We start from the raw sequence: 12589 nt of genomic DNA, 5'->3' as shown, positions 1-12589 counted from the left end.
GGCTTCATCCAATCCAAAGGATTCATTATGGCTAACGTCGTCGTTGTCGGCGCCCAGTGGGGTGACGAGGGAAAAGGCAAGATTGTAGACTGGCTTTCTGAACGCGCAGACATCATCGCGCGCTTCCAAGGTGGTCACAATGCCGGCCACACGCTCGTCATCGACGGCAAGGTCTATAAGCTGAACGCATTGCCTTCGGGTGTGGTGCGTGGCGGCAAATTGTCGGTGATCGGCAATGGGGTTGTGTTGGACCCGTGGCATCTTGTGGCGGAAATCGCAAAGATCCGCGAGCAAGGCGTGGACATTTCGCCAGAGACCTTGATGATCGCGGAAAACACGCCGCTGATCCTGCCGATCCACGGTGAATTGGATCGGGCGCGCGAAGAAGCGGCCTCCAAAGGGACAAAGATTGGTACCACGGGCCGCGGCATCGGCCCGGCTTACGAGGACAAAGTCGGTCGGCGTTCGGTGCGCGTGGCGGACTTGGCCGATGAGGCCACGTTGATTGCCCGTGTCGATCGTGCGCTTCAGCACCACGATCCGCTGCGCAAAGGTCTTGGCATCGAGCCGGTCGATCGCGACCGTTTGATCAACGATCTCAAAGCCATTGCGGGCGAAATTCTGCCTTATGCGAAACCGGTTTGGAAAGTGCTCAACGAGCAGCGCAAGGCCGGCAAGCGCATTCTGTTTGAAGGCGCTCAGGGCGCGCTTTTGGACATTGATTTCGGCACCTATCCGTTTGTGACCTCGTCGAACGTGATCGCCGGTCAGGCCGCCACGGGTGTGGGCATGGGGCCGGGGGCGATCAACTATGTGTTGGGCATCGTCAAAGCCTATACCACCCGCGTGGGCGAAGGTCCGTTCCCGACCGAATTGCTTGATGACGATGGTCAGCGGTTGGGCGAACGCGGTCATGAGTTTGGCACTGTCACCGGGCGCAAACGCCGCTGTGGCTGGTTCGATGCCGCGCTCGTGCGTCAGACCTGTGCGACCTCTGGTGTGACCGGGATTGCCCTGACCAAGCTCGACGTTCTGGACGGGTTTGAGACGCTGAAAATCTGTGTTGGCTATGATCTGGACGGGGAGCGTCTCGATTACCTGCCGACCGCTGCGGATCAACAGGCGCGCTGCACGCCGATCTATGAGGAAATGCCCGGCTGGTCCGAATCGACCGAAGGCGCACGCTCTTGGAACGATCTTCCGGCCAATGCGATCAAATATGTCCGTCACATCGAAGAGCTGATCGAATGCCCGGTGTCGATGTTGTCGACCTCGCCCGAGCGCGAAGACACGATCCTCGTCACCGATCCGTTTGCGGATTAAGGCGCGGCATGGCTCTAAGCTACAAATCCCGTCGCCGTCTGGCGCTTTTGATCCTTGTGCTGGGTCTGCCCGGCTATATCGTGGTGGCGGTGACGGTGATGAACTGGCTGGAGCGCCCGTCGATTTGGGTCGAACTGGCGGTCTATATTGGGCTGGGCGTGCTTTGGGCGCTGCCGCTTAAGGCGGTGTTCAAAGGCATCGGTCAGGCCGATCCTGATGCGCCGCGGCAAGATCACGAAGATTGACCCCAAGATAGTCAGATGACTTAAAAAGGCCGCCCCGAAGGGCGGCCTTTTTCGTAGGTCTTTTAACGACATTCAGCGCGGCTTGAACCGCGTGCTGGCCGCAACGGCAAACTGGCCGCGCGTCATCTTTTTGATCTTGCCTTGCCGCAAAAGCTGACCAAAAGATCGCAATCGTTCTTCGACCGGCACGTCGGTGGGCATCGCTTGGGTCGCCAGTCGCATGATCTGTGGTCGGGTGGCGGTGTCGCGGCCTTGGACAAAATGGGTATAGGCCGCAGCCGCTTCCAACAATTCCGGCAGGGTTTCAGCCCCAAGACGTTCGGCGAATTCGGCAAATTCCGTCACCGTCTCGGCGGCTGTTTGATCGAGTTCCTCGGCGGTGTCAAAAACCTGTTCTTGTTGTACCGCAAGGGCCGAGGTCGAAATGCGGCGCGGCCGAACCGGAGTGATATTGGCACCACCGGCGACTTCGACAGGGGCGTCGATGCGTTGTTCCGACACCAACATCAAAGGGGGCAATTGGCGGTGGGTCTGGCCGCTGACCGCGGGGCGGCGCGGGCGCACAACGCGCGCCAGGTCTTGTTTGTAGACATCCGCATCGTCGTCGTCCTCAGCGGTGGTATCTTTGTCGATTTTCTCGGCGCGAATCGCACCCACGGCGGCTTTCAGATGCTGGATTGCGTTGCGGCGGCGGGCGTTTTCCCCCTTGGCCATTTCGCGGTCGGTTTCGTCCATCAGGCGTGACATCGACGCATCGGAGGTGGCAAACACATTGCGTGTGTCGCTGTCACCCTCGTCCTCGCCGTCGTCTTCATCCGCCAACAGTTGGCTGTCGTCGTCGCCTTCGACGCTGTCGTCGTCGTATTCGGCGGCAATCGCGCCGGTTTCGCTATCATCGTCCAAAATGTCGGCCGCCACTTCCGGTGACAGAGCGCCACTTGCGGCGACTTCGGCCAGTTCGCGCATCAACTCGTCTTCGGCCTCATCATCGAGCGAAGAGGAGCCAAGTTCGCGGCGCAGCGCCGAAGTTAAATCGGCATCGCTGTTGGCGGTCTCGGCGACTGTCTCAGTCTCAGCTTCGACCTCAACCTCTTGCGGCTGAGCCTCGTAGTCAGAGCGGCGCATTTTGACGACGCGGGCACGCACGCGACGCAGCGGATCTTGTGGTGCGTCTTCTGGTGTGTCTTCTGCGGCGATCTCGGCCTCTGCGGATGTTCCGCTGGCCTCGGCAATGTCTGCGGCGAGGTTGACGTCGATGTCCGGCGTGGCGCGGTCGGTGCTCTCAATCACCGCCACGGCCTCTTGCGCGGCGGTGTCATTGTCTTGCTGCAGGTTGGAGAGGACGGTGTCGAGTTTGGCCTCGTCATCAGCCTTGGCGCTGACGGCGTCGGGTTCGACAGATTCTTGAACCGTTTCGATTTCTTCGGTGAGGCTTTCTTCAGCTTCAGTGGCGGTATCGTCGGTCATCTCATCGGCAAAATCGTTTTCGATCTCGGTCAAGGCGACAGGTTCATCCGCTGGCACACTCGCCGGGGTCTCTTGTTCTGCTTCGATCTCATCAAACACCTCAGTGTGATCCGGCATGGTTTGGAAACCGCCGAAATTCACCGAGGCCTGTTGATCTTCAACGAATTCGGCCTCGCCACGTTGGGCGACAGCGGCACGAATGCGTTCGAGCTTGTCGGCGATGGAGTTGCCGACTGCGGGGGCAGCGACTTTGGCGGTGGGGGCAGGTTTGTTTTGTGCAAGAGGGGCAGGCGAGGAAACCGGAGCAGCGGTCTCTTGTGCCGGAGGGGTCGTGGCATTGGGCGTGGATTTGGCTTGGGCTTTGTGAGCCTTGGCCTTTTTGCGTTGGGCTTTGGCCTCTTGTGATGCGGCACGGGCGCGGGAGGCGGCGGCATCAAGACCGGCCTCACTGCCATCGACATCGCTGTCATCCTCAAGTTGGCGCAACACCAGACTGTTGTCTTGCATGCGGGCTTCGACCCGGCGCTGAATTTCCTTTTCCGCGATGGAATGTAACATTTGGGGATCAGGAGTCGGAGGTTCGGCCCCGAAATACCGATCATCCGCCGCGAGATCGCGGAAATACTCTGCAATGGACCGCATCGTGTTGAACGGATCGTCGAATCCCTCCAACGTACAGGAGAACGTCCCGTAGGATACAGTTAGAATTTTACTCTCACTCACCATGCCAATACTCGCTTTCTGCTCTTGCTCAGCACCTATCTGTTTACCATGAATTGGTTCGCAAATAGGAACAGAACAAGGAAATCGCCGTGATCATTTCTTGTTCGAAATGTGGCAAAATGGTTAACGCTGGAGCCTGAAGCATGAAGAATCCTGTCCTGAAAACCGAAAAAAGTGTGACTTTACTGGGCGGTGGACAGGTTAACCGCGAAATTCTTGTCGATATCTTAAAATCAGCCCCAATTTTGGTCGCAGCCGATGGTGCGGCAGATCGCGCCCTAGCCGAAGGTCTGATGCCGGAGGCGGTGATTGGTGATTTTGACAGTGTGTCACAGCATGCGAGGGAGGTGATTCCCCAAGAGCGGCTGCATCACATTCCTGAACAAGACAGCACGGATTTCGAAAAATGCCTCAGCCGCATCGACGCGCCGCTGATTTTTGGCGTCGGATTCACCGGCGCGCGGGTGGATCACGAATTGGCGGTCTACACGGCTTTGATGCGCCATCCAAAGCAGCGCTGCATCATCGTGGGCGAGTTTGATGTGATCGCCCATGTGCCCAGCTCTATTTCCCTCACCCTTGCGCCCGGCACGCGCGTGTCGCTGTTCCCAATGGGGCCGGTGACGGGGCGCTCAGAGGGGTTGCGCTGGCCGATCGAGGGGTTGCATTTTGCCCCGGCGGGCCGGGTTGGCACCTCGAATGAAGCCTCTGAGGCACAGGTCCATTTGGCTTTTGACGGGCCGGGAATGTTGTTGATCCTGCCGCGTTCGGACCTTGCGGCGCTGGTCCAGGGGCTCGCGTTTGATGCGTGATTAAGAGGCGGTGGGCCCCGCGACCACCGGGGGTTTTTGCGCGTGCATCCGTTCGCGGTGGATCAGATACAGCCCCGAGGCGACGATCACCGCGATGCCGACCCAGACGGTGAGGCTGGGGAAATCGCCAAAGACCACAAGCCCCGCGAGGGTGGAAAACGCCAGTTCCAGATAGGACAGCGGCGCGAGTGTGGCGGAGGGCGCAAGGCGCAGCGCCAAGGTCAGAAATTGATGCGACAGGGTAGCGGCCAAGCCCACAGAAATGAGCCAGACCCACATGATCCCCTCGGGCATCACCGGGTCAAACATCCCGCCTTTGCCGTCGAAATAGACCAAAATCGGTAGCGCCATGAGCACAGAGATCACGGCGGTGGCGGCTTGCAACAGTACGGGCGTGTGGTGGCGCAACGCACGGGTGACCAGCATGTAACAGGCAAAGAGGACACCGGCGGCAAAGGGCAAAAGCGCCACTGCGCCAAAGGCCGCAAGCCCCGGCTGCACCACGATCAAAGCGCCGGCAAATCCGACCACGGCGGCCATGATCCGGCGCGGGCCGATCTGCTCATTAAAGATCATCCAGCCCAAAAGCAAGATTACGAAAGGTTCGACATAGGTCACCGCCAAGGCGTCTGCCAAGGGCATGACCGACACGGCGCCGACAAAGGCAAAGGTCGCGCCCAAGGTGAAGAGTGCGCGCAACGCGATCAGGCCCCAGTCACGGCGGCTGATCCGCCACGACTGCCCCATGATCCCCGACAAGGGCACCAGGATCAGCGCCTGAATCACAAAGCGTCCGACGGTGATTTGCGCCGCCGGATGGGCAACGGAGGCCAATTTGGCGCTGACGTCGATCAGGGGCGCAATGGCGCAAAAGCCGACCATCAAAAGGAGTCCAAGCACGGGGTGATCTGGGGGGCGATTTTGGATCATGAGCCTTTGTCAGGTAGAGGGCGCGGGCGTGCAAGTCGGTTTCGAGATAAAAATGCGCCTAGCGTTCCGGCTCAACTGTCTGGTCGTGTCAGAATATAGACCGCCCCGGCACTCATCAATACCGCCTGCGCGATGAGCACATAGGCGGGCAGGCCAAGGATCAGACAGATTATAAAACTTGCCGCCATCATCGAGATGGAGAGGGCTTTGATCCGGCGCGGGATGGCCCCGGTTTCCTCCCAATTGCGAATGAGGGGGCCAAAATGGGCGTGATCCAGCAACCACATCCGCAGGCGCGGCGAGCCTTTGGTGAAAAAGAACGCAGCCATAATCAGAAACCCGGTCGTCGGCAGGACCGGCAACACCGCACCGATCAGGCCCAAAGCCACGCAAAACCCGCCGAGGGTAAGATGGACATATTTTGACATCCGCTCAACCATGCCTTGTTCTACCATGTCCCCCTTACCCAAGCATTTACGCCCATGCGGCGCGCTGTCCAGTCGCCTTGACGCCGCAGACGGGCGCAGAGGGCGGATACACGCATTTATCCTATTCAAACGGCGGTGTGCCGCCTATAACCGCCAGTGACACTTTCAGTCACAAACGCGCGCTCATCCTTGGGGGAAATACACCATGTCCGACACCCTGTCGCCGATTGACACCGCCAAATTTGTCGCCGCCAAAAAGGCGGTGGAATTTGTCGAGGACGGGATGAAACTGGGTCTGGGCACAGGCTCCACGGCGGCGTGGATGGTGCGGTGTTTGGGCGAATTGGTGCGGGACGAGGGGCTGAATATCGTCGGCGTTCCGACCTCAAGCCGCACCGCCGAACTGGCGCGGCAACAGGGGATCAAAGTGATCTCTTTGGATGAGGCGAAATGGCTTGATCTGACGATTGACGGCACCGATGAATTTGATGGCGATCTGAACCTGATCAAGGGCGGCGGCGGTGCGTTGTTGCAAGAAAAGATCGTGGCGACCGCCTCTGATCAGATGATCGTGATCTCGGATGTCTCGAAACAGGTCGATATGTTGGGCGCGTTTCCTTTGCCCGTCGAGGTCATTCCCTTTGGCTGGCAGACCACCAAGGCACTGATCGAAGAGACGTTGGTGTCGATGGATGTGCTGGGTCAACATGCCACCCTGCGGATGAACGGCGATGCCGCCTATGTGACGGACGAGGGCAATCACATCGTCGATCTTCATCTGCAACGCATTGGCAATGCGCGGCAATTGACTTTGGTGTTGAACCAAATCCCCGGCGTGGTCGAAAACGGACTGTTCATCGATATTTGCGACAAGGTCATCATCGGCCATGGCGATGGCCGGGTGACGACGCGGGACATCCTGTCGGGCGAGGAAAGCGAAGATCAGATCGAGTTCGCGGAAAGCGAAAACATTTTTGCCGATCTGTAGTGAGCTAAGGGTCATGTCTTTCGCTCTATGGTCCTTCTGCATGCTGGCATGGGTTGGCGGGGTAAATTATATTTCATGGCGCGGATTTAAACGTCGCCATCCAAACGGATCGTTCAAACGGATCGTTTTGGTCTCCATTGGATCTCATGAAAGACTGGCGGGCACAGCTTCCCATTGCTTGTGGAGGGCTTTTGGCTTTGGTCTTCCTGTCTTGGTTCGCATCTTTGGCGGGGCGATAGAATTGCACACCATCCTGCTCTAAAACCGCGGGGTTTTCCTTTGGCGTCAAACCCCCTACATCTACCCTCAACTTAGACTTCTTCTAAAAGGCGGTAGCATGGATTTCGATTATGATCTCTTCGTAATTGGCGGTGGCTCGGGCGGTGTGCGCGCGGCGCGGCTGACGGCGGCGGATGGGAAAAAGGTCGCGATGGCCGAAGAGTTCCGCATGGGCGGCACCTGTGTCATTCGTGGCTGTGTGCCGAAAAAGCTGATGGTTTTTGCCTCGCACTATTCGGACTACGCTGAAGAGGCCGGGACATATGGCTGGGACATCACCTTGGGGGATTTCAATTGGCCGTCGTTTCAAAAGCGGCTCCATGCCGAATTGTCCCGGCTTGAGGCCATTTATACCCGCAACGCCGACACGGCAGGCGTCGAGATTCTGCACCAACGCGCCACGGTGAAAGACCCGCATACGGTTGTTTTGGCCGATGGCACGGAAAAAACCGCGAAACATATCCTTGTGGCTGTGGGGGGGACTCCGTTTGTGCCCGACACCGTGCCGGGGATCGAACATGCGATCACCTCGAACGAGATATTCGACATTCCGGCGCTGCCGAAAAAAATCCTTATCGTCGGCGGCGGCTACATTGCCTGTGAATTCGCCTGTATCTTCAACGGGCTTGGCTCTGAGGTGACGCAATATTATCGCGGTGCGCAAATCCTGCGCGGCTTTGACGACGAAGCACGCGGCCATATTGCCGAGCTGATCACCGGGCAGGGCATCAACCTGCATGTCGGCACCGATGTTGAGCGGCTTGAAAAGCGCGACGATGGCATTTGGGTCAAGGCCACGGACGGGCGCGAAACCGTGTTTGATGTGGTGCTTTATGCCACCGGGCGCACGCCCAACACCAAAGGCCTTGGGCTTGAGGATGCGGGCGTTGAGCTGGGCCGTCATGGCGAGATCAAAGTGGACGCCTATAGCCAAACCAACATCCCCTCGATCTATGCCGTGGGCGATGTCACCGACCGTATCCAACTGACCCCCGTGGCGATCCGCGAGGCGGTGGCGTTTCACGAGACGGTGTTCAAGGGCAATCCGATGAAACCGGATCACTCGAACGTGCCGTCGGCGATTTTCACTCAGCCGGAATATGGCGCGGTCGGTCTGACCGAAGAACAGGCGCGCGAAGAGGGGCCGATTGAGGTTTATTGCGCCGCGTTCCGGCCGATGCAAAACGCCTTTATCGAGAAAAACGAACGGGTGATGTTCAAACTCATCGTTTGTGCCAACTCGCGCAAGGTGCTGGGCTGTCACATCATCGCGCCCCATGCCGGGGAACTGATCCAGATCGCCGGGGTGGCAGTGAAAATGGGCGCCACCAAAGAGGATTTCGACGCCACCGTGGCGGTGCATCCGACCATGGCCGAAGAAATTGTCCTGATGAAAACGCCGACCCGCGTTCATAACTGAGTAAAACACCCCGAAAGGGCGCCAAACAGCCCGGAAACCACCCCTGCGACCATCTCGCACCCTTGAAACTCGGGGCGAGAGAGAACAGGTTAGACAAGAGCCTTGGCCCGACAGGACCGTCCTGCCGGGTCAGACCCATACGAGAGAGGAAGAGACCTTTATGGCCAGTAACAATGGCGGCCCTTGGGGCACCGGAGGTGGTGGAAACCGCCCGACCGGTCCCGGTGGCGACAATCGTGGCGGCGACAACCGGAATGGCGGACGCCGTCCCGGTGATCAGCCCCAGATCCCCGAAATCGAAGATATGCTCAACAAGGGCAACGAATATCTGAAGGTGTTGATGGGCGGCAAGGGGGGCGGCGGTGGCCGCTCCGGCGGTTCTGATGGCGACGGCCCCGGCATGTCCAAGGGCGTTATCGCTCTTGTGGTTTTGGGGGCTGTTGGCCTTTGGGCGTTTTCCTCTTTCTACACCGTGAAACCCGAAGAACAGTCGGTCGAATTGTTCCTTGGCAAGTTTTCCAAGATCGGCAATCCGGGCCTGAACTTTGCGCCATGGCCGGTGGTGAGCTACGAGAAAGTCGTGGTGACGGGCGAACGGACCGAAACGGTCGGCCTCGCCGGCAGTGGTGGGTCTGGCATGATGCTCACGACCGACGCGAACATCGTCGACATCGACTTTCAGGTGGTCTGGAATATCAACGATCCGGCGAAATTTCTTTTCAACCTTTCCGATCCGGTTCAGACTGTACAGGCGGTGTCCGAGGCCTCCATGCGCGAGATTATTGCGGCTTCGACACTGGCCCCGATCCTCAACCGGGACCGTGGTGTGATCGCCGACAGAGCGTTTGAACTGATCCAATCGACACTCGACAGCTACGACAGCGGCATCACCGTGATCCGCGTCAACCTCGACAAGGCCGACCCGCCCACGGACGTGATCAACGCGTTCCGTGACGTGCAGGCCGCCGAACAGGAACGGGACCGGTTGCAGCGTCAGGCCGACGCCTATGCCAACACGGCCCTTGCCGGTGCCCGCGGGTCCGCGGCACAGATCCTTGAAGAAGCCGAAGGCTACCGTGCCCAGGTTGTCAACGCCGCAAAAGGTGAGGCGAGCCGGTTCTCCGCTGTTTTGGCCGAATATCAAAACGCTCCCGAGGTGACGCGCAAACGTCTGTATCTTGAGGCGATGGAAGAGGTTTACGGCGGTCTCGACAAGATCATTCTCGATGATAATGCCGCCAGTGGTCAGGGCGTCGTGCCCTATCTTCCGCTCAATGAGCTTCGGAAATCAACCACCACCGGAGGGTCGAACTGATGAAGAAACTTCCTATTTTCATCGCCGTTCTTTTCGTGGCGGCTGTGCTGGCGTTCTCTTCGGTTTTTGTCGTGGACGAACGTCAAAAAGCGCTGGTTCTGCAATTTGGCCAGATCAAGGCCGTCAAAGAGGAGCCTGGGCTTTCCTTTAAAATCCCCTTCATTCAGGACGTCGTTTACTACGATGACCGCATCCTGTCGCTCGAAACGCCGGAAATCGAGGTCACGCCCTCGGACGACCGTCGTCTTTTGGTCGACTCCTTTGCGCGCTACCGCATCGCGGATGTGGTGAAGTTCCGTCAGGCGGTGTCCACCGGCGGGATTCGCTTGGCCGAAGATCGTCTCAAAGGCATCCTGAACGCACAGTTGCGTGAGGTTTTGGGGGCTGACACGATCACCTCGAACACGATCATTTCGGCGGAGCGGGCGTCGTTGGCGCTGCGCATTCGGGACAAGTCCCGCATCGAGGCCGCCTCGTTGGGTATCGACATCGTGGACGTTCGGTTGAAACAGACCTTTTTGCCGGAACAAAACCTTGAGGCCACCTTTGCCCGGATGCGGGCAGAACGTGAACGCGAGGCCGCCGACGAGCGGGCGCGTGGAGCAGAGGCCGCACAGCGTGTGCGGGCACAGGCGGACCGGACCGTGGTCGAACTTAAATCTGATGCCGGACGTCAGGCCGAGATCACCCGTGGTGAAGCCGATGCCGAGAAAAACCGCATCTATGCGGATGCCTATGGTGCCGACCCGGATTTCTTTGAGTTCTATCGCTCGTTGGATGCCTACCGGAAGGGCCTAAATGGCGAGAACACCACCATGGTGATTTCGCCGGACAGCGAATTCTTTGACTACCTGAAATCCAATTCAGGTCGCTGAGACGGAGCGTTTGCGATGGGTTTTTGACCCTCGTGTGAAAATCGAAAGGGGCGGGTGGCAACACCGGCCCCTTTTTATGGCCCAGCTTTATAAGCTGTTCATTTTGGTGCGCTTTACCCTTGTCACAGCCCGCTCACATGCTGTTGACTGAACGCGACCGACTTTGAGTTGTGCGACACCGCACCTATCTATACCCCAAAGACACGTGTCGCGCCCGGCCATGCCATTTCCGGCACAAGCATTCGGGGGCATCAGACGGAGGATATTTTACCGATGATACAGGCTCGCGCCGTTTCCACCGATCAAAGCAGAGGGATGGTTCCCTCCCGCGCTGATCTTCGCATGATGGTCTTTGCCCTGATTGGGGTCATTGCACTTCTGTTTCAAACCGTGTCTGCCGAGGCGCGTGGCGCGCCTGAAAGTTTCGCCGATCTCGCTGAAAAGGTCAGCCCCGCCGTGGTGAACATCACCACCACAACCGTGGTTGAGGCTGTCGCCAACGATCAACCGGTTGTGCCCGAAGGCTCGCCGTTTGAGGATTTCTTTCGCGATTTCATGGATCGCAACGGTCAAGGTGGACAGGCTCCGCGCCGTTCCCAGGCTTTGGGGTCGGGCTTTGTGATCTCCGAGGACGGCTATATCGTCACCAACAACCATGTGATTGAAGGCGCCGACGAGATTTCGATCGAATTCTTTGAAGGTTTCACCCTTCCGGCCAAATTGATCGGCACTGATCCGAAAACCGACATCGCCGTGCTGAAAGTCGAAAGCGATAAGCCTTTGAAATATGTGCCCTTTGGCGACAGCGACCTGTCGCGCATTGGCGATTGGGTGATGGCCATGGGCAACCCGCTTGGCCAGGGGTTCTCTGTCTCTGCGGGTATCGTGTCGCAACGTGGCCGCGCGCTTCAGGGCGCCTATGACGATTACATTCAAACCGACGCCGCCATCAACCGCGGCAACTCCGGTGGCCCGCTGTTCAACATGGATGGGCAGGTCATTGGCGTGAATACCGCGATCTTGTCCCCGAACGGTGGGTCCATCGGCATCGGCTTTTCGATGGCCTCCAACGTGGTCTCCAAAGTCGTCGATCAGTTGAAAGAATTCGGCGAAACCCGTCGCGGTTGGTTGGGTGTGCGCATTCAGGATGTGACACCCGATGTGGCCGAGGCCATGGGGCTTGAGGCTGTCAAAGGCGCGCTTGTCACCGATGTGCCCGAGGGTCCGTCGAAAGAAGCCGGACTTGAATCCGGCGACGTGATCATGACCTTTGACAGCAAAGAGGTCACTGACACCCGCAGCCTTGTGCGCACGGTGGGGGAGACCGAAGTTGGCAAAGCGGTGCGTGTTACGGTGTTCCGTGACGGCAAAACCAAAACGCTGATGGTCACTCTGGGCCGCCGCGAAGAGGCGGAAAACGTCGCTTTCCCGACCGACGATGGCGCGGCGCCGCAAGTGCCCGACACCACCCGGATGCTGGGCCTGAGCTTGCAACCGCTGGACGACACGCTGCGCGAAGAGCTGGGCGTGACCTCCGGCACCGATGGTCTGGTTGTGGTCGAGGTGGATGAGGCCTCCGAAGCCTTTGCCAAAGGCCTGCGGGCGGGCGATGTGATCACCGAAGCGGGCCAGCAAAAACTGATGTCTGTGGCCGATCTTGAGGCCCGCGTAAGCGAGGCGCGCGAAGGTGGGCGTAAGACCGTGTTGCTCTTGGTGCGTCGCGCTGGTGACCCGCGCTTTGTGGCCCTTGGTGTCGATGACAACTGAGCCTGAGCGCCTTCCCT

The 12589-nt window shown here is 58.8% G+C and carries 11 protein-coding genes; 8 read left to right on the top strand and 3 right to left on the bottom strand.

Going from position 1 to position 12589, the window contains the following annotated elements; genetic code table 11:
- Positions 1-27: 27 nt before the first annotated feature.
- Together C8029_RS02780 and C8029_RS02775 are read left to right on the top strand one after the other, a co-directional pair.
- Entirely contained in the window at positions 28-1323 is a 1296-nt protein-coding gene (locus C8029_RS02780; protein ID WP_009570944.1) for an adenylosuccinate synthase, read from the top strand.
- 8 nt (positions 1324-1331) lie between these two features.
- Positions 1332-1568 carry a DUF2842 domain-containing protein gene (locus C8029_RS02775; RefSeq protein WP_009570943.1) on the top strand — a complete coding sequence of 79 codons (237 nt, stop codon included), beginning with the start codon at positions 1332-1334 and terminating at the stop codon, positions 1566-1568.
- Between the two features lie 72 nt (positions 1569-1640).
- On the opposite strand, the gene C8029_RS02770 is transcribed toward C8029_RS02775, so the two are convergent.
- The gene (locus C8029_RS02770) at positions 1641-3761 is read right to left on the bottom strand and encodes a hypothetical protein (protein ID WP_152002187.1); all 2121 of its coding nucleotides are present in this window, start codon (positions 3759-3761) and stop codon (positions 1641-1643) included.
- A gap of 140 nt (positions 3762-3901) precedes the next feature.
- On the opposite strand from C8029_RS02770, the gene C8029_RS02765 reads away from it, so the two are divergent.
- Positions 3902-4570 (top strand): thiamine diphosphokinase, encoded by a 669-nt coding sequence (locus C8029_RS02765; RefSeq protein ID WP_009570941.1) that lies wholly within the window; start codon positions 3902-3904, stop codon positions 4568-4570.
- Here C8029_RS02765 and C8029_RS02760 read toward each other — a convergent pair whose 3' ends face one another.
- Together C8029_RS02760 and C8029_RS02755 are read right to left on the bottom strand one after the other, a co-directional pair.
- Positions 4571-5470, bottom strand: coding sequence for a DMT family transporter (locus tag C8029_RS02760; protein ID WP_339636438.1), 900 nt, complete (start codon positions 5468-5470; stop codon positions 4571-4573). It abuts the gene before it with no gap.
- A gap of 101 nt (positions 5471-5571) precedes the next feature.
- Positions 5572-5955 carry a YbaN family protein gene (locus tag C8029_RS02755; RefSeq protein WP_226946216.1) on the bottom strand — a complete coding sequence of 128 codons (384 nt, stop codon included), beginning with the start codon at positions 5953-5955 and terminating at the stop codon, positions 5572-5574.
- Positions 5956-6133: 178 nt separating this feature from the next.
- Here C8029_RS02755 and rpiA point away from each other — a divergent pair, with 178 nt between their 5' ends.
- From rpiA to C8029_RS02730, 5 genes are all read left to right on the top strand, one after another.
- Positions 6134-6916 (top strand): ribose-5-phosphate isomerase RpiA, encoded by a 783-nt coding sequence (gene rpiA / locus C8029_RS02750; RefSeq protein WP_152002185.1) that lies wholly within the window; start codon positions 6134-6136, stop codon positions 6914-6916.
- 337 nt (positions 6917-7253) lie between these two features.
- The gene (gene gor / locus C8029_RS02745; protein WP_152002184.1) at positions 7254-8615 is read left to right on the top strand and encodes a glutathione-disulfide reductase; all 1362 of its coding nucleotides are present in this window, start codon (positions 7254-7256) and stop codon (positions 8613-8615) included.
- Positions 8616-8775: 160 nt separating this feature from the next.
- On the top strand, positions 8776-9930 hold the full coding sequence (hflK, locus tag C8029_RS02740; protein WP_074641865.1) for an FtsH protease activity modulator HflK: 1155 nt from the start codon (positions 8776-8778) through the stop codon (positions 9928-9930).
- On the top strand, positions 9930-10805 hold the full coding sequence (hflC, locus tag C8029_RS02735) for a protease modulator HflC (protein ID WP_152002183.1): 876 nt from the start codon (positions 9930-9932) through the stop codon (positions 10803-10805). Before hflK ends, hflC begins: the two co-directional genes overlap by 1 nt.
- A gap of 273 nt (positions 10806-11078) precedes the next feature.
- A complete protein-coding gene (locus C8029_RS02730; RefSeq protein ID WP_414632322.1) occupies positions 11079-12572 on the top strand; it encodes a Do family serine endopeptidase in 1494 nt (497 codons plus the stop codon).
- Positions 12573-12589 lie beyond the last annotated feature (17 nt).

Origin of the sequence: Roseobacter sp. TSBP12 (assembly GCF_009129705.1) — a bacterium.
Taxonomy (GTDB): Bacteria; Pseudomonadota; Alphaproteobacteria; order Rhodobacterales; family Rhodobacteraceae; genus Celeribacter; species Celeribacter baekdonensis_A.
Note: the sequence above shows the minus strand (reverse complement) of the source record. Positions and strands in the feature narration are given on the sequence as shown.

Coding starts and splice junctions, on each gene's coding strand:
- C8029_RS02780 (WP_009570944.1), top strand. CDS start 28: ATGGCTAACGTCGTCGTTGTCGGCGCCCAGTGGGGTGACGAGGGAAAA.
- C8029_RS02775 (WP_009570943.1), top strand. CDS start 1,332: ATGGCTCTAAGCTACAAATCCCGTCGCCGTCTGGCGCTTTTGATCCTT.
- C8029_RS02770 (WP_152002187.1), bottom strand. CDS start 3,761: ATGGTGAGTGAGAGTAAAATTCTAACTGTATCCTACGGGACGTTCTCC.
- C8029_RS02765 (WP_009570941.1), top strand. CDS start 3,902: ATGAAGAATCCTGTCCTGAAAACCGAAAAAAGTGTGACTTTACTGGGC.
- C8029_RS02755 (WP_226946216.1), bottom strand. CDS start 5,955: ATGGTAGAACAAGGCATGGTTGAGCGGATGTCAAAATATGTCCATCTT.
- rpiA (WP_152002185.1), top strand. CDS start 6,134: ATGTCCGACACCCTGTCGCCGATTGACACCGCCAAATTTGTCGCCGCC.
- gor (WP_152002184.1), top strand. CDS start 7,254: ATGGATTTCGATTATGATCTCTTCGTAATTGGCGGTGGCTCGGGCGGT.
- hflK (WP_074641865.1), top strand. CDS start 8,776: ATGGCCAGTAACAATGGCGGCCCTTGGGGCACCGGAGGTGGTGGAAAC.
- hflC (WP_152002183.1), top strand. CDS start 9,930: ATGAAGAAACTTCCTATTTTCATCGCCGTTCTTTTCGTGGCGGCTGTG.
- C8029_RS02730 (WP_414632322.1), top strand. CDS start 11,079: ATGATACAGGCTCGCGCCGTTTCCACCGATCAAAGCAGAGGGATGGTT.